This is a genomic window from Arthrobacter gandavensis, from assembly GCF_039528575.1.
Taxonomy (GTDB): domain Bacteria; phylum Actinomycetota; class Actinomycetes; order Actinomycetales; family Micrococcaceae; genus Arthrobacter_B; species Arthrobacter_B citreus_B.
Genome location: NZ_BAAALV010000002.1, coordinates 833,716 through 853,242, shown reverse-complemented (window position 1 = coordinate 853,242; position 19,527 = coordinate 833,716). Strand labels below are relative to the sequence as shown.

Here is a 19,527-nt window from a genome sequence, read left to right as displayed (position 1 = left end):
CCGTGAGCACACAACTACCCGAGCAGGTCTCTGACATCTTCGATCCCATGCAGTGGAGGGTGGTTGGCGGCTTCGACGACTTCACCGACATGACCTACCACCGGCAGGTGGAGCGCGACGCCGACGGCGCCGTGGTGCGCGACCTGCCCACCGTGCGGATCGCCTTCAACCGCCCGGAGGTACGCAACGCATTCCGTCCGGGCACCGTGGACGAGCTTTACCGGGCCATGGACCATGCCCGCATGACTCCCGATGTTGCCACCGTCCTGCTCACCGGCAACGGCCCCTCCCCCAAGGACGGCGGGCACTCCTTCTGCTCCGGCGGAGACCAGCGGATCCGCGGCCGGGATGGGTACCGGTACGCCGACGGCGAGACCCAGGAAACAATTGATCCGGCCCGCGCCGGCCGGCTGCACATCCTGGAAGTGCAGCGCCTGATGCGCACCATGCCCAAGGTGGTCATCGCCGTCGTCAACGGCTGGGCAGCCGGTGGCGGGCACAGCCTGCATGTTGTTTCCGACCTGACCATCGCTTCCCGCCAGCACGGAAAGTTCAAGCAGACCGACGCCACTGTCGGCAGTTTCGACGCCGGCTACGGTTCGGCGCTGCTGGCCCGGCAGATCGGCCAGAAGCGTGCGCGGGAAATCTTCTTCCTGGCCCGCGAATACTCTGCCGAAGACATGGTTGCCATGGGCGCCGTCAACGAAGCGGTGGACCACGAGAACCTGGAAAAGGTGGCCCTGGAATACGCTGCGGACATTGCCCGGCAGTCCCCGCAGGCCATCCGCATGCTCAAGTTCGCCTTCAACCTCGCAGACGACGGACTGGCTGGCCAGCAGGTCTTCGCCGGCGAAGCCACCCGGCTGGCGTACATGACGGATGAGGCGGTGGAGGGCAAGGAAGCGTTCCTGGCGAAACGGGACCCGGACTGGTCCAACTTCCCCTACTACTTCTAGGACGTCATGGAACTGCTTCCCGTCCACACACCGGCCGGTTTCAATGCCGGGGACCTGCTGCCGCCGCTTGCTGCCGCGCTGGCAGGGGAAGGCCCCGCCGTCGCCCCGCATGCCGATCCGGCGCAGACGTTCACCGGGGAACTGCCCAATGACGACGTGGCACTGGTGATCAGCACTTCAGGCTCCACCGGTACGCCCAAGCAGACCATGCTCAGCACCGATGCCCTCGCGGCGTCCTCCATGGCGACCGCGATGCATCTGGGCCGGGACGGCCAGTGGCTGCTGGCCCTGCCGGTGCACTACATTGCCGGGGTGCAGGTGCTGGTGCGCTCGCTCTACGCGGGAACCGAACCCGTGCTCATGGACACCGGGGCGCCCTTCAGCCCCGAGGCCTTCACCACGGCGGCCCAGGCGCTGACGGACCGGACCCGGCTCACGTCCCTGGTACCGACCCAGCTGCACCGCCTGCTCACCGATCCGGCGCCGGACACGCTCGCCGTGCTTCGCCGGTTCGACGCGATCCTGCTCGGCGGCGCTGCCTCCAGCCGTTCCCTGCTGGCGCAGGCAGCGGAGTCCGGGCTGAACGTGGTGCGCACTTACGGCATGAGCGAGACAGCCGGGGGCTGCGTGTACGACGGCGTTCCGCTGCCCGGCGTCGAGGTCCAGGAGGACCAGGGCCGGCTCTGGATCGCCGGAGATATGCTGGCCGAAGGGTACCTGGGTGCGCCGGAGCTAAGCGCCGAGCGGTTTGCCTTCCATTCCGGGAAGCGCTGGTTCCGTACCGATGACACCGGTTCGGTGGATGCCCGCGGCATCGTCACGGTGACGGGCCGGCTCGACGACGTGATCGTCACCGGCGGCGTGAAAGTCTCCGGTGCTGCGGTAGCCGCTGCAGCTGAACAGCTTCCCGAGGTGCATCAGGCAGTGGCCATGGGACTGGATGACCCGGAGTGGGGCGCGGTGGTGGGAATCGTCGTCGTCGGCTCCGTGGACACGGGCCTGCTGCGCAGCGCCGTCCGCTCCGCACTCGGAGCCCCCGCCGTGCCCAAGGTGGTAGTGGAGCTCGAGCGCCTCCCCCAGCTGCCCGGAGGGAAGACCGACCGGCTGGCCGTCCGCCGGCTGCTCGCTGCCGCCCGCGGCTAGGACTGCCCTGTTCTCTCATCGAGATGACAGAAAGTGCACGTCTCAGCGCTGGGACGTGCACTTTCTGCTATCTCGGCGCGCGGAGGGGCGTTTTCGCGCTCCCGGCAGAGGTGCGGGAGAATGTAGCTGGCCGGCAGGTGCGGTTCCTGCCGGAGAGCATCAGCACCAAGCCAACATAGAAGGAATTGACTGTGGCCACAGCGGCGCAATGGTTCGAGGGGGCACGCCCCCGGACACTTCCAATGGCGGTTGCTCCGGTGATTATCGGTTCCGCGGCTGCGTTCGACCTGGGCGGCTTCCGCTGGCTCAACGCTGTGCTCGCCGCCGCGGTGGCAGTCCTGCTGCAAGTGGGCGTTAACTACGCCAACGACTATTCCGACGGCGTGCGCGGCACCGATGACAACCGCGTTGGCCCGCTGCGCCTCACCGGATCCGGCGCAGCAGCTGCCAAGCACGTGAAGTACGCAGCGTTCCTCTGCTTCGGCCTGGCCATGGCTGCCGGGCTTGCCCTGGTGATCCTCTCCCAGGCCTGGTTCCTGCTGCTCGTAGGGGTCGGCTGCATTGCGGCGGCCTGGGGCTACACCGGAGGCCGCAACCCGTACGGGTACCTGGGCCTGGGCGACGTTTTTGTCTTTGTCTTCTTTGGGCTCGTAGCCACGCTGGGCACCACCTACACCCAGGCCGGTTCGGTCAATGCCGCCGCCTGGATCGGTGCGGTCTCCACCGGGCTGATTGCCACCGCCCTGCTGATGGCCAACAATGTGCGGGACATCCCCACCGACCGGGAGTCGGGCAAACGGACGCTGGCCGTTCGACTGGGCGACGACGCCGCCCGGATCAGCTACGTGATGATGCTGGCCCTGGCACTGCTGCTTCCGCTGCTCCTGGTGGGTGACTACCCCTGGGTGCTGCTGGTCCTGCTGCTGCTGCCGGCGTGCCTGATGCCGAGCTGGCTGATGCTCAAGGGCAAGAAGCGCCGCAGCCTGATTCCGGTGCTAAAGCAGACCGGCCTGATCAACCTTGGCTTCAGCGTGATCTACGGCCTGGCGCTGGTGCTGACCCGGCTGCTGGCCTAACACCGGAACATTGGCGGGGCGCAGCCCCGGCGGGCCGGAACGGACGACGCCGAGGACTACGCCCAGCAGCAGGGCAGCAGATCCGAGCAGCACAACGAGGATGACAATCCAGGCAGCCTGGTTCCATCCGTTCGAGGTTCCCATGCCTGATGCCGCCATAAGTGCGCCCGCACCAAACCAGGAAAGAGCGTGTGCTGCTGCCGCCAGGACACCCAGGTGGCCGGACACACACTGCCGTCCCCGCGGAATCCGCCTGCCCCCTTCCACCTCAGGTACCCAGCAATCGGTGCTCGTGGGCGAAGGACACCAGCTGGATCCGGGTACGCAGTTCCAATTTGTCGAGCACATTCCTCAGGTGGGATTTGACCGTGGCTTCCGAGATGAAAAGGCTCTGCGCTATCTCCTGGTTGCTCAGCCCTTTGGCGGCCAGCAGGAACACATCCCTCTCCCGCGCCGAGAGCACCTCGATAGCGGACAGATCCGGTTCCCGGGGAAGAGCACTGCGGGCCGCATGCTCGAACAGCGAGTGGATCGATCCCGGTGCGATCACCGAGTAGCCAGTGTGCACTGTCCTGATCGCTGCGAGGAGGAACTCGGGTTCGGCGCTCTTCAACAGGTAGCCGCTGGCTCCGGCCTGAACGGCCTGGACAACGGCCTGGTCACGGTTGAAAGTTGTCAAGGCAATGATCCGGGGCGGGTCTGATCCCGTGCCCTCCGCTTCGGCAACAATTCGACGGGTGGCCTCCACCCCATCAACGACCGGCATGCGCAGGTCCATCAAGATCACGTCGGGGCGCAGTTCGGCGGCCAGCTCTGCCGCTTTCAGTCCATCGCCGGCCTCCCAGCTGAAAACCATGTCCTTCTGGCTCTCCACCAGCATCCGGATCCCGGCCAGGAACAGGGGCTGGTCATCGACCAGCGCTACCGAGATCCGCGTATTCGACTCAGGCATTCTTGTTATTCCGTTCTTCGCCAGTGCTCAAGGCGAGCCTTGTCGCGTCTTCGTGCTCCGGCTCGTCAGGTGCCGGGTCTTCAGCCAGGCTTGCCGCAGCGGGACGGTTCTCCCCCGGGCCGTACGGCAGGAACAGAGTCACCCGGAACTGCTCTCCATCCGGACCCGCCGTAAGCCAGCCGCCGGCCAGATGCGCACGTTCCCGCATCCCGGGTATCCCCCGCCCCGGCCGGCGCGCCTGGGCCTCCTCTGACCCGTGGCGCTCCGGCAGGCCCGAGGCCGCGTGCATCGTCAGTCCCGGACCGCTCCAGTCGAAGTGCAGACGGACCGTTGTTCCCCGGCCCACATGCTTCAAGGCATTAGTCAGGCATTCCTGCACAATCCGGAAGACGGCAAGCTGCTGGCCGTCGGAGAGATCGACTGGGTGCCCGGACGTCCCCCGGGTGATTTCCAGGCTGCTGCTCATGCCGTCAATAAGCTCTGTGATGTCATTCAGCCTCGGCTGCGGTGCTCTCATCCCGTCATCCTCGACTCCCTCGATGACCCGCTGGGCATCCACCAGGGCGCTCCGGGCGGATGAGGCGATGGTTTCCAGCGCCTTGAGCACCGGTTCGGGCTGGTCTTTCACCGAATAGCGTGCGCCATCAGCCTGCGCGGCGATGACTGCCAGAGAATGTGCCAGGACATCATGGAGGTCGCGGGAGATGCGGGTCCGTTCCTGCTCCACCACCAGGTCGATTTCACGGTCCTTCAACGTGGACTGGGCCAGCTCACGGGCCCGGAACAGACTTCCCCGTTCCTGGACCAGTGCCAGCAGCAGGCCTGCGGCGAAAAACGACCCTGCGATAAGAAGAAGCTGCAGGAACAGCTGGGGTGCGAAGGTTGCCAGGGTTGCCCTGTCGCCGGCATAAAACGTAGGAAGCCAGTCCGCCCCGAATCCGCGGCCGTGCCCATAGCGCCACGAGAGCATCAGGAAGGTCATCACGGCAGCGAAGAAGACGTTGGAGAGGGCGGCGATAATCCGTATCCGCCTGCTGCCGGTCCAGGCGATCAGGCCCAGCGCTATAAACGAGCCAACATACATGGCCCAATGCGAGGAATCCATCGATGATACGGCGCGCAAGAGCTGGCCCAGCAGGAGCAGCGCAGTCAGGCAAAGAGACAGGACAGGCCAGCGGACGGCTGTCCCGATTGCCGCCGTCAGCACCAGCAGCGGCACGGTTCCAGTCCAATAGGTCGGAAAGAAACCGATGATCGGCCCCATCTCTCCCCACTCGGCCACACACCAGGCGACGAAAAAGACAGCAGCCGCAGCAGGAGCCGCCCAGCGCCTTGAGATGGAGAGAAGTGACCTCATAGCAGCCACCCTAGCGACGCTTAGGGACCCAAAGTGGCGAAACCCGGCATGGAGCCGTCAATTCAGACCCCAGGTGGGCGGGATTCATCCCGGAGGCCAGTCCGGTGCGCGTTTACCAGCGCGCAGGCGAGGGCGGCAGTCCCGGCGTCGGGCATCGAGATCACGAAACGCTGCTTGAATCCTGCCGTCAGGACCAGGGCCGGACCGCTGCGCATGATGAAGCCGACGCTGCCGCCGGTCAGCCGGTAGCCCCAGCCGCCAAAGTCCATCGCCTGGATGTCCTGGACGGAAGCCGCCTGGATCTCTCTGTGGGAAAGCGGCATCAGCTTCCAGAACCCGCCAGCCAACACCCGCACGCCGGCGTCGTCAATCACGGCCTTGCCCGAGCAGAAGATCCACAGCAGCACGGCGGTTGGAATCCCCAGCAGGGCCAGGGCGGGATGGAGGAACACCAGGCTCAGCGCAACTACTGCGCCGGTTCCGAGGCAGAGCAGCCACTTGGCCGGTCCCATGGAGACCTTGATGACCAGGCTTTCCCCGCTGGCAGCGGCCCGGCGCGCATCGGCGGCCAGGGCCGACTCTTCACTGGCTGCCTCAGCCGCCGCAGCGTCCGTAGCCGGGCTGGGAGTCCGGTCCACTTCTGCGGGCCGGTACAGCCAGCCGCTCACGCCACCGGCAATGCAGCCGGCCACGGCGGCAGCCCACATCACCGGACCGGAGATCTCCGCCTGTGAGGCGTCTGCCAGATCGAGCTGGCCTGCGGCGACAGCCACCGCCAGGCCCGTCATGAGCATTCCGAAACCGACTCCGAAGCCAACACCGAGCCGGGCAGTAAAAGCCGAATAGCCGCGGGTCAGGATGGACAGTCCGGCAATGAGCGCTCCACTGCCCCCGCCGACGAACACGGCAATACCTGCGTTGCCCCAGAGGGACATGTAACCGTCCACGCCGTTCGGGCCCCAGTGGCTTGCCATCGGATCGGGCAGGCGGCCGGCCACGCTCGCCATCCATGCCGCCGCAGCAATTCCGAGTGCGAAGAGTCCGGTTACAAGACCAATCAGCCAACGCCGGTTGTAGGCGATTTCGCCCTGCCCAGGGCGGTCCTTCAGTTCTGAATTCTCCAAGCGCTCCCCCTGCCGCGGCCCGGCGGCTGAAGCCGGGCAATACTGTCCGTCGACCCTAGCAAAGATGCCGGCGGAGGCAGGGGTGGGTTAGTTTTCGCGGGGCTTGCGGTCGGCGTCGATGGTGACGTCGGGGTTCGCGTCATGCAGCGAGTCCTCGGCAGCGGAGTCGTCCAGCTCGGCACGGTTACGGGAGGGAGGCGTCTTTTCACTGAAGCGGCTCTGCAGGCCTACGGCCGCGGCGTCGCGCATGTCCCGGAAGAACAGGTACGTCACGCACCACGCCAGGACGGCAGAGACGATGGCAGACAGCACCAGCCCAAGCTGCAGGTAAATGCCTGCAACGAAGAAGATTGCCACCAGACCAAGGCGGAGAGCGGTAAATTTCCAGAAAGCCACGTCCCCATTCTACGGGTACGCACCTGATCCGGTTCCCAGACAGTTCACGGGATCACGAATTGGGTGCCTTTGGAAACCATTCAGGCCGCCTCCAGCTGGCTCCACTACACTGGGTGGCATGCCCCGCTTCGTACTCCTCGGCGTCATCGTCGTCGCAGCCGTAATTATCTACGCCGTCATCGACTGCCTTATGTCCCGGGCCCATGAAGTGCGCAGCATCTCCAAACCTTTCTGGCTCGCGGTGATCCTGCTGCTGCCGGTCCTTGGCGCGATCCTCTGGTTCCTTTTTGGCCGCCCCGGCCACGGACCTGAGCCCAAGCCCCGCGCGCCCCGGCGTCCCACCGCCCCGGACGACGATCCCGAGTTCCTCCGCAACCTGGAGATCCGACGCCGGCAGAAGGCGAAGGAAGAAGAGCTCAAGCGCCGCGAGCAGGAAATCGCCGACCGTGAGAAGCGCTCCAAGCAGAACGACGACGAGAAGCCCAGCAGCAGCTAGCCGCCTTTAACGGGAAGGCCCGTCCGGTGTCGTGGTGGTGCGGGTGCGGATCGGTTTGGCGCGGCTTCCCAGGGACGGGACATTGAGGGCGGAGACCGCGACGCCGCAGACTACCAGTGCAGCCCAGCCCCACCCGCCCGCATCGCGGTAGGCTGGCGCGAAGTCCGGCGAGGCCGCGGACAGGATGGTGCCCACCGCCGCGATGCCGAAGAGCTGACCGGTCTGCTTCGACGTCGAGAACAGCGACGAAGCCAGGCCCGCCTCCGAGTCGGGAAGCGATGCGAGCTCCTCCACGCTGAGCGGATCGTTGAGCAGTCCGTAGCCGAATCCGAAGATGATGAACGCCGCCGCGACCACCCACAGCGAGCCGTCCGACCACACCAGCAGCATCACCGAACCGAGTGCCATGACCACTCCGCCCGCCACCAGGTCCTGGCCCGCCCGCCCGGCCGCGACGATCCGCCCGGACAGCTGGGCGGAAGCCAGAGCGGCGATCGCGAGCGGCAGGAGGAAGATGCCCGCCTCCAGCGCGCTCTCCCCGCGGATCGAGCGCAGATACTGCGGGGCGACATAGAAGAAGCCTGCGGCGGCGGCGAAGCCGATGATCGAGGTGAGCGAGGCCCGGACGAAGGGGCGGTCGGCGAAGAGCCGGAGCGGGATCAGGGGATCCGGCCGGCGCCGGGCACGCAGCAGCCCGACAGTGAGGAGCACAGCCGCGGCCCCGAGCGCGATCAGGATAGGCGCCGAGGTCCAGCCAAGCTGCGTGCCCTCGATCATCGCGAAGGCCAGCGCAGCGAGGAACCCCGACAGCAGGATCTGCCCGACGGCATCGAACGGCTGCGGCGAGGGGTTGCGTGACTCCTTGACGGAGACCGGCACCAGGATCAGGCCGATGAGGGCGACCGGGACGCTCATCCAGAACACGCCGCGCCATCCGAAGTACTCGCTGAGGACGCCACCGATGAAGGGTCCGGCGGCCAGGGCGACACCGCCAATCGCGGCCCACCACGCGATCGCGCGGACCCGCACCGCGGTGACGGTTGACTCGGCCGAGACAGCGGCGAGCCCCGACGAAGCGAGCATTGCTGCGCCGACGGCCTGCACGACGCGCCCGGCGATGAGCACAGCGGCATCGGAACTCAGCGCGCAGACCAGGGAGCCGATCAGGATTACGGCGAGTCCGGCGATCAGGATGCGGCGGCGGCCGAGCCGGTCGGCCATGTTGCCCGCCGCTGTCAGGAGGCACGCGAAAGCGAGGACGTAGACTCCTACCGTCCACTGCAGCAACGTCATCGAGGAGCCGAACTCCCTCGCAATGTCGGGAAGGACGATGCTCACGATCGAGCCGTTGACCGTCAGGACGAACTGGGCGATGCAGCACGCGGTCAGCGCGATGACGGCTTTGCCCGCCGGCTTCATGAACGCCCAGACGTGTCGACCCGGACAAGTGCTGCTCGCCGGATGTACCCTGCGCGGAGACTCATTGGCCCAGTCTGGCACCGTTCAGAGCGTTTGCGGAGTGGGTCCGGCGCAAAAACCCCGCCCCGGCAGGAGCCGGAGCGGGGTTTTTGAGGTGGAGATCCTAGACGCCGGAGTAGCTGTGCAGGCCGGCGAAGTAGACGTTCACGATCGTGAAATTGAAGACCACGCAGAGGTAGCCGACGATCGAGAGCCAGGCGGCACGGGTGCCGGTCCAGCCGCGGGTGGCGCGCGCGTGCAGGTAGCCGGCGTAAACAACCCAGATCACGAAAGTCCAGACTTCCTTGGTGTCCCAGCCCCAGTAACGGCCCCAGGCCTGCTCGGCCCACACGGCGCCGGCCATCAGGGTGAAGGTCCACAGCACGAAGGCAACAGCGTTGATGCGGTAGGAGAAGTTCTCCAGGGACTGGGCCGAGGGAACGATCTTCAGGAACGCCAAGCGCTCCTTGCCGCCGGCGCGGGCCTTGGCCTCGCGGTCAGCCTGCAGCAGCTGCAGCACGGACATGGCAAAGGTCAGGGTGAAGAGGGCGGAGGCGATCACGGCAACGGAGACATGGATGATCAGCCAGTAGCTCTGCAGTGCCGGAATCAGGTGCCCAACCGGGGTGGGGAAGCCGATGGTCGCTGCCATCATCATGATCAGCACCAGGCCAACCACGAAGGTGCCCAGGAACCGGATGTCGCGGCGCAGCAGCACCAGCAGGAAGACCACCGAGACCACCAGGGCGCCGGTGGTGCAGAACTCGTACATGTTGCCCCACGGCACGCGGTGTGCGGCGAGTCCACGGGAAACCACGGCGGCTGCGTGGATGAGCGTGGCCAGCGCGGTGAGGGCGACGGCGACGCGGGCAGCGTTGCGGCGGGCACCGGTGTAGCCCATCGCGTCGTCAGCGGTTACTGCTTCGCCGGTGTTCCACTGGCGGCTGGAGTCCGCCGGTCCCGTCGGAGCTCCCGCAGTCGCCATGACCTTCGGAGCGGCCTGGACTGCGGCCTTCTGGTCGATCGCCTTCAGCGTCTTGCTGCTCTTTGCCAGATCCCAGGCAAAGGCGAGCAGCGCGACCGTATAGGTGAACGCCGCCAGCAGCATAAAGAGGTCGCTGTATTCCGCGAGCTGGTAGTCAATGGAGGGCATTAGGAGTCCTTACCTGTTTCTTCCGTGCGTCCGGTGCTGCCGGTCACTGATGCATCGGCCAGGGTTTCCGGGCCTTCCGCTGGGGTTGCGGCGGGGGCGCCCGCCAGCCACTTCTTTTCAAGCAGGGTCCGCAGTGCTTCGCCCTCAGTTTCCAGCCGCGGGTCTTCGCCCCTGGCCAGCAATCCGTACTCGACCATTATGCGTCCATCGTCGGCGGTTCCGGTACGAACCCAAACGCGGCGGCGTGCAATGAAGAGCGACGCAGAGAGCCCGGCCAGGCTGAGCGCGGCGAAAATGCCCACCGCCGTCTTCGCCGGGTCATAGTGCACATCCAGCGCGGCGTAGCGCAGCAGCCCGTCAAAGCTGATGGACCCCTTGCCCTCAGGCAGGTCGTAGCTCTGGTTCATGCCCAGGACAATGCCGCCGGAATCAAGGTCGCGGTTGTTCAGCTCCGTGAGGTCCTCGGTGTCCAGGACGAAGACGTTGGAGGGTACCCCGTTGTCCAGGCCAAGGTCGCCGTAGTAGGAGTTCAGGTTCAGCTGGGGGTTGACCGGATCCGGGTCCCCTGAGAAGGAGACACCGTTTGAATCCAGCATGGCCGTGGGCAGGAAGAACCCGACGAATCCAAGCTGGTCCGGCTTCGCGTCCGGTGCCTTGATGACCATCAGCGAGGTGTAGACGCCGTCGGTCGGGACACCCACCACCGGGCCCTGGAAGGCGATCTCACCCTCACCGTCGCGGACGGTGACAACCGGGGCGTAGCCGTTGCCGACCAGGTAGACCTTGGTGCCGCCAACGTTCAGCGGCTCGTTGACCTTCAGCGTCTCGGAGCGGGGTTCCTCCTCCGGGTCTTCCTGCACGGTGACACCTGCAGTGAAGTCCAGCGGCTGGACGTTGCCGTTCGGCTGCCGGTCGAAGGTGACATCGAAGTCATCAAGGGTCAGGGAATAGGGGCTGAGCTGGGATTCGGAGAAGTTCGTGCCCGGGCTGAAGGTGTCGTAGCCAACCAGGGTGTTGACGAAGGTATCCCCTTCGACCACGATGCGCTGCCCGTTGTAGCCCAGCAGCCCGCCGACGGCGACGGAGGCCAGCACGCCGATCAGCGAGACGTGGAAGATCAGGTTGCCGGTTTCCTTGGCGAAACCGCGCTCGGCACCGACAGACGGACGGGTACCGTCCAGGTCCCGGGCCTCAACCCGGTATCCCCGCTTGCGGAGCACGGCTGCGGCGTCGCGGGCGGCGCCGGCAGCGGTGAGTCCGGTGCCCGCAGGCACGGCCAGGGTCCCGTATTCGGGCAGCCGCGAGAGCCGTGTGGGTGTGCGGGGCGGCTTGGAGCGCAGCGCCTTCCAGTGGACCTTGGCACGGGGAATGACGCAGCCGATCAGGGAGATGAACAGCAGCAGGTAGATTGCCGAGAACCAGACCGAGGAGTACACGTCGAACAGCTGGAACCGGTCCAGCCAGGGCCCGGTGTCCGGATTGTCCTGAATGTACTGGGTTACCGCCCCGGGGTTGGCCGGGCGCTGGGGGAACAGCGAGCCGGGCACCGCGGCCACCGCGAGCAGCAGCAGCAGGAACAGCGCCGTGCGCATGCTGGTGAGCTGCGTCCACGCCCAGCGCAGGGTGCCGCGCAGGCCCAGGGCGGGAAGGGCGACGTCGTTGCCAGCCTTTTCTCCCGGGCGGTCCGCAGCAGCGGTATCCGCTTCCGTGTTCTCCACGGGAGGCTGTGGCGTCATTTCGCTCTCCGGTTCAGGTTTCAACTGGTTCTCATTGTTCTCTGGGGACGGGTTTGGAGGTTTATTCATCAGATCGGCAGGGTCACGCTGTCCAGCCAGCCCTGCAGCTGGTTGATCCAAAGATTCCAGATGCCGGTGACCATCAGCAGGCCAAGGGCGATCAGCATGCCGCCGCCAAAACGCTGCAGGCCCACGCGGTAGCGGCGGAAGAAGCCCAGGGCTCCCATGCCGCGCCGGAAGCCCAGTGCGATCAGCAGGAACGGCAGGCCCAGGCCGAGGCAGTAGACAAAGGTCAGCAGGGCACCCTTGGCGGCGGAGGCGTCATCCCCGGAGAAGGAGAGCAGCTGCACGGCAGAGAGGGTGGGGCCCAGGCACGGAGCCCAGCCCAGCCCAAAGGTAACTCCCAGCAGCGGGGCGCCCCAGAGCCCGGCGGGAGGGCGCGCCTCGATCTTGCGGTCCCGCTGGAACCAGGAAAGGCCGCCCATGAAGATGATGCCCAGCAGGATGATCAACGCGCCGAGCACCTGCTGTATCCAGGCCTGCTCGGCACCGCGCAGCCAGGCACCGAGCTGTCCGATTCCGGCACCTATGGCCACGAACACCACGGAGAAACCCAGGACAAACAGGGCAATCCCGGTGAACATCCGGCCGCGGCGCTGCTTCTGCAGGTCGATTCCGGTCAGGCCGGTGACGTAGCCGAGGTAGCCCGGCACCAGGGGCAGCACACACGGGGACAGGAAGGAAACCAGCCCGGCCAGCACGGCAACGGGGATCGCCAGAAGCATCGATCCGTTCAGGATCGTCTCGGCGAAGACGTTGGCTGCCGGCACGGCGGCAGCGGGAAGCACGGGCGGCACCTTGGCTACGCGGCCAGCGCGTCGGCGATGAGGGTCTTCAGGGTGCCCTTGTCCGCCAGGCCCAGGATGCGCGCGGCAACCCTGCCTTCGCGGTCAAGGACCAGCGTGGTGGGGACGGCCTGCGGCGGCACGAAGCTGGTCATGGCCAGCAGCACTCCCCCGTTACGGTCCTCGAAGCTGGGGTAGGGAATGGCGAAGTTCCGCTCGAAAGCCTCTGCGGTCTTGGCCTCGTCCCGGATGTTGACCCCATAAAAGCGGGCGCCTTCCGGGGCATACGTGTCATGGAGTTCCACGAGGTCCGGAGCTTCCTTCCGGCAGGGAGCGCAGGCGGCGTACCAGAAGTTCAGGACGACGACGTCGCCGGCCCAGTCCGTAGCACTGACTTCCGTGCCGTCGAAGAGGGTTCCGCTCAGCCGAACCGGCTCACCGCGTTCGGAGGGGGCATATTCAGTGACGGAACCGTCACCGGCGATGTAGTTCTTGTTGTCTCCGGCCTTGGCCTGTTCAGCCAGCGGATCGTCCGCCGAGCATCCGGCCAGTGCAGCCGCAAGCGGCACTCCAACCGCCAGCCCGGCACCAAGGCGCAGGAACGACCTGCGGTGCATGGCGGAGGGCGGTGTTTCGCTTGTCGGTTTCTTCACGGATCTCCAGCTTTCATCGCGGCAGGGGGCGGCCACTTCTACAACGCGTAGTAATTGTATTATGCGCCCGGCAGATTCGCTGCCCCGGGCAGGAGGTCGGCTGACGGCTCGGCATACCGGACCCCGGTGAGTTCCATGTCGTTGAAGTCAAGGGTCGTCACGGAGGTGAGTGTGCATTCCCGGCTCCGGGGATCGTGCCAAAGCCTGCGTCCTTCCGCGGCGAGCCTGGTGACCCAGATGGGCAGCTGGTGGCTGACCAGGACGGCTTCGGCGCCGCTGCCGCCCAGCTCCAGTGCGCGGATCCTCGCCTCATGCACCGCAGCCATGACCCGGTCCACCTGCTGAGCGTATGGCTCGCCCCACGAGGGCTTCATGGGATTGCGCAGCAGCGGCCAGTACTTGGGATTGCGCAGCTGCCGCTTCACCCCGGGGAGCCCTTCGAAGCGGTTCTCCGCTTCGAGGATTCTCTCGTCGGTGACCGTTTCAACTCCGAGGGCGCGGGCGATGGGAGCCGCCGTTTCCTGGGCGCGGGTCAGCGGTGAAGCGACCAGGTAAACCAGCTTCGCGCCGTCGTTCCGGCGTTCTTCGAAGTGCTTTGCTACCCGGTCCGCCATTTGGCGGCCGAGGTCGGAGAGATGGAATTCGGGCAGCCTGCCGTAGAGAACGCCGTCCGGGTTGAAGACTTCACCGTGACGGACGAGGTGGATTGAGGCGCGGGACATGCTTCCCAGTCTCGCAGACACGCCGGGGAAGATTAAATCTTCACAAACGCTTGAACCTTTGACCAATGTGTGTAATAGTGGATGCAAATGCATCTACTGGCGATGGCACAAAGTGCCTGCCACCAACTAAAACCAAGGAGAAACACATGATCCCCACCGGTCTGACAGCAGGCACCTGGAACCTCGACTCCTCCCACAGCGAGGTTGGCTTCACCGTCCGCCACGCCGGCATCAGCAAGGTCCGCGGCAACTTCGACAAGGTGACCGCCGCCTTGGAGGTTGGCCAGGACCTCAGCGACTCCAAGATCACAGCCGTGATCGACGCCGCGTCCTTCAACTCGAACGATGCCAACCGCGACGCACACGTCAAGGGCGCAGACTTCTTCGACGTGGAGCAGTTCCCGGAACTGCGCTTCACCGCCACCGGCATTGAAGGCTCGGGTGAGAGCTACAAGCTCACCGGCAACCTGACCATCAAGGACACCACCCGCCCGGTGACCCTGGACGTCGAATTCAACGGTGTGGCCGTTGACCCCTTCGGCGCCACCCGCGCCGGCTTCTCCGGTTCCACGGCCATCAGCCGCAAGGAGTTCGGCCTGACCTGGAACGCAGCGCTGGAGACCGGCGGCGTCCTCGTGGGCGACAAGGTGACCATCAACGTGGACGCAGCCTTCGTAAAGGCCTGATCCTCCACAGGACATCCACGCAGATCCGGAGCGCTGAACGCGCCCCGGATCTGCGTTCTTTAAGCGCTGCCGAGCCGCGGGAAATGCTCCGCTCCCCGTGTGGAGGGACAGTCTGGAGGCATAGACTGGCTTCCGACTTCGCAGATGGGTTATCTGCCCTGCCGGCGACTTGCCGGCAGGCCAATCCACACGGCAGGCGGGCCCCAATGAGCACTCCCAACGTTCCCGATCCCCAGGATCAAGGAAACCCCGCGCACGGCGACGGCTCCGCAGGCGATCCCCGGCCCGAACCGCGCTATGGCCAGTATGGCCAGACGCCTGAGCAGCAGGCCCAGCCGCACATTCCTCCGCAGCCCGGGCAGCATCCGGCACAGGGATCCGATCCCCAGGGCACGCCGTACGGCCAGCAGGGGCCGCCCCCGGGGCAGTCCGGCCAAAGTCCGTACGGACAGGGCCAGTACGGACAGTCCTACGGGTACCAGCCGGCCCAGCCCTCCGGCTACAGCTACCCGGGGGCACCGCAGCAAAGCCAGCCAAAGGGACCGGCGCCCCGGGAGGTCGTCATTGGTTTCTGGCTGATCATCGCCGCCGGGGTGCTGTCCCTGATTAGCAACCTCGTGACTTCCTTCCGCCTGCCGGACGTCCTCACCGTTGCCCAGCTGGATTCTCTGCGGGACGCCAATGTGGACATCCAGGACGCCGGAGGCTTCGTCGTCTGGTTCTCCGTGGTCCTGAGCATCATTGGACTCGGCCTGTACGTCCTGATCGCCTGGTTCATCCTGAAGGGACATAACTGGGCTCGGATCCTGGGCACAGTGTTTGCCGCCTTTTCCGCCGTCGGGCTGCTGGTTTCCCTGCCGGTCTATGTCACCTCACTGCTTGGCTGGCTCTCACTGCTGTCCTCACTGGCCGGAATCGCAGGAATCGTCATGCTCTACCTGCGCCCGAGCAACCCCTACTTCCGGCGCCGGGAGTTCAATCCCTACCGTGCCTACTAGGGAATCCGTGCCGGGCCCCGGGCCCATGCAAGAGAATCTGGGCAGTCCGCGCACGGGTTCAGGCCGGCACAGGTCACAGCAGAAGCAGTGACGCGTAGCGTTGAGTCTCCGCCGGGCACCCTCGGGAGCACGGCGGGGCTTCGATTCTCCCGGTCTTGTGAAGGCGGCGACGATTATGACGACTCCTCCCGCAGCGCCCCGCTCATCCCGAGCAGGCACCAACTCCCTCGCCAACCGCATCCTGCATCCCGGTCTTCACCGGCCCGCCGAAAAGGATGATTCGTCCCCGGGCCGGGATCTGCAAACCGGCGATGCTGCCCCGCATCCGCCCAAACCCGCTGCCGGCCACGCCGGCATGGGCCGCTTGTTCGGCTGGGCCCGGTTCCCGGACGCAGTCATCCAACTGGCTCTTTCCTCGCCCGCTGCCCACCGCCCGCGCCGGAGCGAGTCTGTCCTCAACGGATCGGTGAACCTGCCCGCAGACAGTACCGCCCGGACGGTGTCCAGCCCGGCAGCCGTCCCCGCAGGGCAACCTGCCAAACCGCCGGTACTGCCGCGCCCCGCAGCCAAAACGCCGTCCCGCCCGAGCCACATGCCGTCGGCTCCTGCAGCAGCACCGCGGCCGCCGCGGATCTCCGACCGCAAGACCAGGCGTCCGGCTCCTTTTCCCGTGAAGGCCGCAGTCCTGTTCATCACTGCAGGGGGTGTGCTGGGCCTGATTGCCGGCCTGCGTGCGGCGTTGGATCCGGATCGGCCGGCCCCCCAGGCAGCTGCCCAGCTGGCGGAGCTGCGCGTTCCGGTTGAGACGATCCTTTCGCTTGCCAGGGTTGCGGATGTTGCCGTTGCCGCGGTCGCGTTCGGAATCTTCCTGCTGCTGGCTTCCCTGGTACGGGACGGCAGGAGCTGGGCACGGACCGGTGCCTGCGTGGTGGTGGCCGCAGCCCTGTTCTTTGGGTTCCGGGATGGTTCCTTTGTCCATGTGGCCGGGGCCCTGCTGGCTGGGCTGGGAACCGGTCTTGCGTTCATGCCGGCCAGCAGCCGGTATTTCGCAACCCATGGCGGAAGGACCGCCTAGGCTCTCAGCGCATCAGGCGCGCCTGGGCATCGGTTGCGAGTGCGGAAACCTGGGCGCGCTGCGCGTGGTAAGCAAGGATCTGCAGTTCAGTGGCCATGTCCACCTTTCGGATCTGGACCTCCGGAGGCGCCTGCAGGACCACCGGCGCAAAGCTGAGGATGCTCGTAATTCCGGCGTCCACCAGGCGTGTGCACATCTCCTGCGCCGCATCAGCGGGAACCGCGAGGACAGCCATGTTGGCCCGGGTCTTCTCCAGCACGGCTTCCAGCGACTGCACGTCAGAAATGCGCAGCCAGCCTACTTCCTGCCCCACGGTCAGCGGATCGGCGTCAAAAAGCGCCACCACCTCAAAGCCCCTGGACCCAAAACCCGGGTACCCGGCCAGGGCACGTCCCAGGTGCCCGGCACCAACTATCGCCACCCGCCAGTCCAGGGTCAGGCCCAGGGCTGCCGAAATCTGGCCGCTGAGATAAGGCACGTCATAGCCAACCCCGCGCGTTCCGTAGGAACCCAGATAGGAAAGGTCCTTGCGCAGCTTGGGAGAATTCACCCCCGCCGCTTCCGCGAGCTCCTCGGACGACACCCGCTCAACGCCCTCAGTCAGCATGGTCCCCAGGACCCTGAGGTAAACCGTCAGCCGTGCAAGGGAGGCCGGCGGAATGTGCCGCCCGTGCGCAGACACGGCAGGACCCGCGGCGTCTGGATCATCCGGCATACTCACTTCGGCAACTTTCGTTAGCTATGGGCTGCGGTGCGGCTCCTGCAGGCGGGGCGGCCCCGAGAGATTCTCCACTTTATGACCGGTTCTCCCGGCGTCCAAGTGTGTGTAGCGCCCGGTTACGCTGCCAGCAGGCGGCGCAGGCGCGCTTCATCGATTTGCCAGAAATCGCGCTGCACGCCGTCGATCATCAGCACTGGAATCTCTTCGGCGAAACGTTCCTGAAGCTCGGGGTCCTCCTCGATCGAGCGTTCCTGCCAGGGGACTCCGAGATCGGCCGAGACCCGGTCCAGAACCTCACGGGCGGCCTGGCAAAGATGGCAGCCTGGGCGGGTCAGCAGAAGGAGCTCAGGTACATGGGCTCCGGAAGAGGCATCTTTCATGACTTCCAACTTAGCCTCCCAAGCCGCGCTTCCGCGTTCCGGTGAGGTTTTTCAGTAGACTTCTTGCATGCCCCGTCCCACGCTCGTCCGTGCCGCCGATTCTCCGGCCGCGGCAGGCAACCCGGGAGAAGCAGCATTCTTCGACGTCGACAACACCCTGATGCGCGGTGCCAGCCTGTTCCACGTGGGCCGGAAAATGTACCAAAAGAAGGTCTTTACGCTCCGCGAAGCGGCGGGGTTCGCCGTCAAGCAGCTGCGTTTTATGCTCCAAGGCGAGAACCTGAAGGACGTGCACAGCGTCCGGGACGCCGCCTTGGCGTTCGCCACCGGACTGGCCGCCGAGGACGTCCGCATCCTGGGCGAAGAAGTTTATGACGAGATGATCGTCTCCAAGATCTGGCCGGGAACCCGTGCACTGACCGAACAGCACCTCAAAGCGGGCCGCCCGGTCTGGCTGGTTACCGGTACCCCGGTTGAAGTCGCCTCTGTGATTGCGAGCAGGCTCTCCCTCACCGGTGCACTGGGAACCGTCAGCGAAGTCACGGACGGGCTCTACACCGGGCGCCTGGTGGGTGAATTCCTGCACGGACCGGCGAAGGCAGCCGGTGTGAAGGAACTGGCCGAACAGGAGGGCCTGGACCTGGAGCGCTGCTGGGCGTACAGCGACTCCTACAACGACGTGCCGCTGCTCAGCATGGTGGGGCATCCCGTGGCGATCAACCCGGACGCGCGGCTGCGCCGCCATGCCCGTGACCACAACTGGCCGGTTTATGATTTCCGCTCCGGACGCCGGGCGGCAACGCTGGGCCTGAAGACGGCTTCACTCGCAGGTGCGGCTTACGGGCTGTGGCGCGGATTCTCCTGGGTACGTTCCCGCTAACAGCAGCCCGCCGGAGCACTGGAGCAGCAGTGGCTTAAAAGCGGAAGCCCGCCAGGTCCTGTTCGGACGGCGGGCTTCGCGGCAGCTAAGAAGAATTTACTTCTTATTGCGGCGCTGGTGGCGGGTCTTACGAAGCAGCTTACGGTGCTTCTTCTTGGCCATACGCTTGCGGCGCTTCTTGATTACTGAACCCACAGAGTCCTCACAAACTTAAATTAGGAGCCATGCCGGTCCCCGCTTCCGTCAGGCCTCATGGCCCGCCAGCATCGGTTCCGGCAATTACTAGCCAGAATGAAACGTTCTTTAACAGGGTACCGCCTCCGCGCAGCCTTGATGGACAGCGCCGGGAGCAGCCCCGAATCAGGTTACGGACTGAAAAGTGCCTAAGCCGTTCCGGACTGCCGGTCGATGACGGCGTTGCGCAGAACCTGCTGCACCGCAGACTCCGGAACGCGGTAGGACCGCCCGAAACGGACTGCCGGGAGTTCCCCGGAATGCACCAGCCTGTAAACGGTCATCTTGGACACGCGCATGACATCCGCGACCTCTGACACCGTCAGAAACCGCACGTCCGAGAAATTGCTCTCGTCTGCCATTTATCTCTTGTTCCTTCGCTCGGAAGCAACCTGCGCCATACAACTGAAGGCGGCGTGTCGCCTTGATGACCATCTCGTGACCGTCTAGCACTCTACTCTAGTGGCTGGAGTAACCATAGTGGAA

23 protein-coding genes are annotated in these 19,527 nt (G+C 65.7%); 8 read left to right on the top strand and 15 right to left on the bottom strand.

All coding sequences use genetic code 11. The features are described from left to right. The first annotated feature begins 2 nt into the window (after positions 1–2). The 3 genes from ABFX29_RS07245 to ABFX29_RS07235 all read left to right on the top strand — a co-directional run bounded on the left by ABFX29_RS07245 (position 3) and on the right by ABFX29_RS07235 (position 3,175). Positions 3–956, top strand: a complete 954-nt coding sequence (locus ABFX29_RS07245; protein WP_152226159.1) for a 1,4-dihydroxy-2-naphthoyl-CoA synthase — start codon at positions 3–5, stop codon at positions 954–956. A 6-nt stretch (positions 957–962) separates the two neighbouring features. After that, the gene (locus ABFX29_RS07240) at positions 963–2,099 is read left to right on the top strand and encodes an AMP-binding protein (protein ID WP_152226157.1); all 1,137 of its coding nucleotides are present in this window, start codon (positions 963–965) and stop codon (positions 2,097–2,099) included. Positions 2,100–2,290: 191 nt separating this feature from the next. Continuing rightward, positions 2,291–3,175, top strand: a complete 885-nt coding sequence (locus ABFX29_RS07235) for a 1,4-dihydroxy-2-naphthoate polyprenyltransferase (RefSeq protein WP_152226155.1) — start codon at positions 2,291–2,293, stop codon at positions 3,173–3,175. Here the strand turns inward: ABFX29_RS07235 and ABFX29_RS07230 are convergent. From ABFX29_RS07230 to ABFX29_RS07210, 5 genes are all read right to left on the bottom strand, one after another. Continuing rightward, on the bottom strand, positions 3,095–3,403 hold the full coding sequence (locus ABFX29_RS07230; RefSeq protein ID WP_152226153.1) for a hypothetical protein: 309 nt from the start codon (positions 3,401–3,403) through the stop codon (positions 3,095–3,097). The two genes, ABFX29_RS07235 and ABFX29_RS07230, sit on opposite strands and share 81 nt — an antisense overlap. A gap of 40 nt (positions 3,404–3,443) precedes the next feature. Then, positions 3,444–4,127, bottom strand: a complete 684-nt coding sequence (locus ABFX29_RS07225; protein ID WP_152226151.1) for a response regulator — start codon at positions 4,125–4,127, stop codon at positions 3,444–3,446. Beyond that, positions 4,120–5,484, bottom strand: coding sequence for a sensor histidine kinase (locus ABFX29_RS07220; protein ID WP_152226149.1), 1,365 nt, complete (start codon positions 5,482–5,484; stop codon positions 4,120–4,122). Before ABFX29_RS07220 ends, ABFX29_RS07225 begins: the two co-directional genes overlap by 8 nt. 62 nt (positions 5,485–5,546) lie before the next feature. After that, positions 5,547–6,608, bottom strand: coding sequence for a hypothetical protein (locus tag ABFX29_RS07215; protein WP_152226147.1), 1,062 nt, complete (start codon positions 6,606–6,608; stop codon positions 5,547–5,549). An 87-nt stretch (positions 6,609–6,695) separates the two neighbouring features. Next, positions 6,696–7,004: a DUF4229 domain-containing protein gene (locus ABFX29_RS07210; RefSeq protein ID WP_152226145.1), complete on the bottom strand. Its 309-nt coding sequence runs from the start codon at positions 7,002–7,004 to the stop codon at positions 6,696–6,698. A gap of 118 nt (positions 7,005–7,122) precedes the next feature. Between ABFX29_RS07210 and ABFX29_RS07205 the strand changes: the two genes are divergently transcribed. Then, positions 7,123–7,500: a PLD nuclease N-terminal domain-containing protein gene (locus ABFX29_RS07205; RefSeq protein ID WP_152226142.1), complete on the top strand. Its 378-nt coding sequence runs from the start codon at positions 7,123–7,125 to the stop codon at positions 7,498–7,500. Positions 7,501–7,506: 6 nt separating this feature from the next. Here the strand turns inward: ABFX29_RS07205 and ABFX29_RS07200 are convergent, their stop codons facing one another. From ABFX29_RS07200 to ABFX29_RS07175, 6 genes are all read right to left on the bottom strand, one after another. Next, entirely contained in the window at positions 7,507–8,919 is a 1,413-nt protein-coding gene (locus tag ABFX29_RS07200; RefSeq protein ID WP_152226140.1) for an MFS transporter, read from the bottom strand. 163 nt (positions 8,920–9,082) lie between these two features. Continuing rightward, positions 9,083–10,111: a c-type cytochrome biogenesis protein CcsB gene (ccsB, locus tag ABFX29_RS07195; protein ID WP_152226138.1), complete on the bottom strand. Its 1,029-nt coding sequence runs from the start codon at positions 10,109–10,111 to the stop codon at positions 9,083–9,085. Continuing rightward, complete coding sequence (resB, locus tag ABFX29_RS07190; protein ID WP_152226136.1) at positions 10,111–11,847, bottom strand: cytochrome c biogenesis protein ResB; 1,737 nt, start codon at positions 11,845–11,847, stop codon at positions 10,111–10,113. Before resB ends, ccsB begins: the two co-directional genes overlap by 1 nt. A 68-nt stretch (positions 11,848–11,915) precedes the next feature. Next, on the bottom strand, positions 11,916–12,632 hold the full coding sequence (locus ABFX29_RS07185) for a cytochrome c biogenesis CcdA family protein (RefSeq protein ID WP_152227270.1): 717 nt from the start codon (positions 12,630–12,632) through the stop codon (positions 11,916–11,918). Between the two features lie 77 nt (positions 12,633–12,709). Then, a complete protein-coding gene (locus ABFX29_RS07180) occupies positions 12,710–13,309 on the bottom strand; it encodes a TlpA family protein disulfide reductase (protein WP_152227268.1) in 600 nt (199 codons plus the stop codon). A 95-nt stretch (positions 13,310–13,404) separates the two neighbouring features. Further along, complete coding sequence (locus tag ABFX29_RS07175) at positions 13,405–14,067, bottom strand: histidine phosphatase family protein (protein WP_152226134.1); 663 nt, start codon at positions 14,065–14,067, stop codon at positions 13,405–13,407. 146 nt (positions 14,068–14,213) lie between these two features. Here ABFX29_RS07175 and ABFX29_RS07170 point away from each other — a divergent pair, with 146 nt between their 5' ends. The 3 genes from ABFX29_RS07170 (at position 14,214) to ABFX29_RS07160 (ending at position 16,826) form a co-directional block, all read left to right on the top strand. Beyond that, positions 14,214–14,753 carry a YceI family protein gene (locus tag ABFX29_RS07170; RefSeq protein ID WP_152226133.1) on the top strand — a complete coding sequence of 180 codons (540 nt, stop codon included), beginning with the start codon at positions 14,214–14,216 and terminating at the stop codon, positions 14,751–14,753. A gap of 206 nt (positions 14,754–14,959) precedes the next feature. Further along, a complete protein-coding gene (locus ABFX29_RS07165) occupies positions 14,960–15,751 on the top strand; it encodes a DUF6264 family protein (protein WP_152226131.1) in 792 nt (263 codons plus the stop codon). 175 nt (positions 15,752–15,926) lie between these two features. Beyond that, the gene (locus ABFX29_RS07160) at positions 15,927–16,826 is read left to right on the top strand and encodes a hypothetical protein (RefSeq protein ID WP_152226129.1); all 900 of its coding nucleotides are present in this window, start codon (positions 15,927–15,929) and stop codon (positions 16,824–16,826) included. Positions 16,827–16,830: 4 nt separating this feature from the next. On the opposite strand, the gene ABFX29_RS07155 is transcribed toward ABFX29_RS07160, so the two are convergent. Beyond that, the gene (locus ABFX29_RS07155) at positions 16,831–17,541 is read right to left on the bottom strand and encodes a redox-sensing transcriptional repressor Rex (protein WP_152227266.1); all 711 of its coding nucleotides are present in this window, start codon (positions 17,539–17,541) and stop codon (positions 16,831–16,833) included. 122 nt (positions 17,542–17,663) lie between these two features. Continuing rightward, the gene (locus ABFX29_RS07150) at positions 17,664–17,927 is read right to left on the bottom strand and encodes a glutaredoxin family protein (RefSeq protein ID WP_152226127.1); all 264 of its coding nucleotides are present in this window, start codon (positions 17,925–17,927) and stop codon (positions 17,664–17,666) included. Between the two features lie 67 nt (positions 17,928–17,994). On the opposite strand from ABFX29_RS07150, the gene ABFX29_RS07145 reads away from it, so the two are divergent. Continuing rightward, a complete protein-coding gene (locus ABFX29_RS07145; RefSeq protein WP_152226126.1) occupies positions 17,995–18,807 on the top strand; it encodes an HAD family hydrolase in 813 nt (270 codons plus the stop codon). Between the two features lie 96 nt (positions 18,808–18,903). On the opposite strand, the gene ABFX29_RS07140 is transcribed toward ABFX29_RS07145, so the two are convergent. Beyond that, positions 18,904–19,002, bottom strand: a complete 99-nt coding sequence (locus ABFX29_RS07140; RefSeq protein WP_003792170.1) for a 30S ribosomal protein bS22 — start codon at positions 19,000–19,002, stop codon at positions 18,904–18,906. Positions 19,003–19,190: 188 nt separating this feature from the next. Continuing rightward, complete coding sequence (locus ABFX29_RS07135) at positions 19,191–19,403, bottom strand: helix-turn-helix domain-containing protein (protein ID WP_055239164.1); 213 nt, start codon at positions 19,401–19,403, stop codon at positions 19,191–19,193. Positions 19,404–19,527 lie beyond the last annotated feature (124 nt).

Coding starts and splice junctions, on each gene's coding strand:
- ABFX29_RS07240 (WP_152226157.1), top strand. CDS start 963: ATGGAACTGCTTCCCGTCCACACACCGGCCGGTTTCAATGCCGGGGAC.
- ABFX29_RS07225 (WP_152226151.1), bottom strand. CDS start 4,127: ATGCCTGAGTCGAATACGCGGATCTCGGTAGCGCTGGTCGATGACCAG.
- ABFX29_RS07220 (WP_152226149.1), bottom strand. CDS start 5,484: ATGAGGTCACTTCTCTCCATCTCAAGGCGCTGGGCGGCTCCTGCTGCG.
- ABFX29_RS07205 (WP_152226142.1), top strand. CDS start 7,123: ATGCCCCGCTTCGTACTCCTCGGCGTCATCGTCGTCGCAGCCGTAATT.
- ABFX29_RS07200 (WP_152226140.1), bottom strand. CDS start 8,919: ATGAAGCCGGCGGGCAAAGCCGTCATCGCGCTGACCGCGTGCTGCATC.
- ccsB (WP_152226138.1), bottom strand. CDS start 10,111: ATGCCCTCCATTGACTACCAGCTCGCGGAATACAGCGACCTCTTTATG.
- resB (WP_152226136.1), bottom strand. CDS start 11,847: ATGACGCCACAGCCTCCCGTGGAGAACACGGAAGCGGATACCGCTGCT.
- ABFX29_RS07185 (WP_152227270.1), bottom strand. CDS start 12,632: ATGCTTCTGGCGATCCCCGTTGCCGTGCTGGCCGGGCTGGTTTCCTTC.
- ABFX29_RS07180 (WP_152227268.1), bottom strand. CDS start 13,309: ATGCACCGCAGGTCGTTCCTGCGCCTTGGTGCCGGGCTGGCGGTTGGA.
- ABFX29_RS07175 (WP_152226134.1), bottom strand. CDS start 14,067: ATGTCCCGCGCCTCAATCCACCTCGTCCGTCACGGTGAAGTCTTCAAC.
- ABFX29_RS07170 (WP_152226133.1), top strand. CDS start 14,214: ATGATCCCCACCGGTCTGACAGCAGGCACCTGGAACCTCGACTCCTCC.
- ABFX29_RS07165 (WP_152226131.1), top strand. CDS start 14,960: ATGAGCACTCCCAACGTTCCCGATCCCCAGGATCAAGGAAACCCCGCG.
- ABFX29_RS07160 (WP_152226129.1), top strand. CDS start 15,927: ATGACGACTCCTCCCGCAGCGCCCCGCTCATCCCGAGCAGGCACCAAC.
- ABFX29_RS07155 (WP_152227266.1), bottom strand. CDS start 17,541: ATGCCGGATGATCCAGACGCCGCGGGTCCTGCCGTGTCTGCGCACGGG.
- ABFX29_RS07150 (WP_152226127.1), bottom strand. CDS start 17,927: ATGAAAGATGCCTCTTCCGGAGCCCATGTACCTGAGCTCCTTCTGCTG.
- ABFX29_RS07145 (WP_152226126.1), top strand. CDS start 17,995: ATGCCCCGTCCCACGCTCGTCCGTGCCGCCGATTCTCCGGCCGCGGCA.
- ABFX29_RS07135 (WP_055239164.1), bottom strand. CDS start 19,403: ATGGCAGACGAGAGCAATTTCTCGGACGTGCGGTTTCTGACGGTGTCA.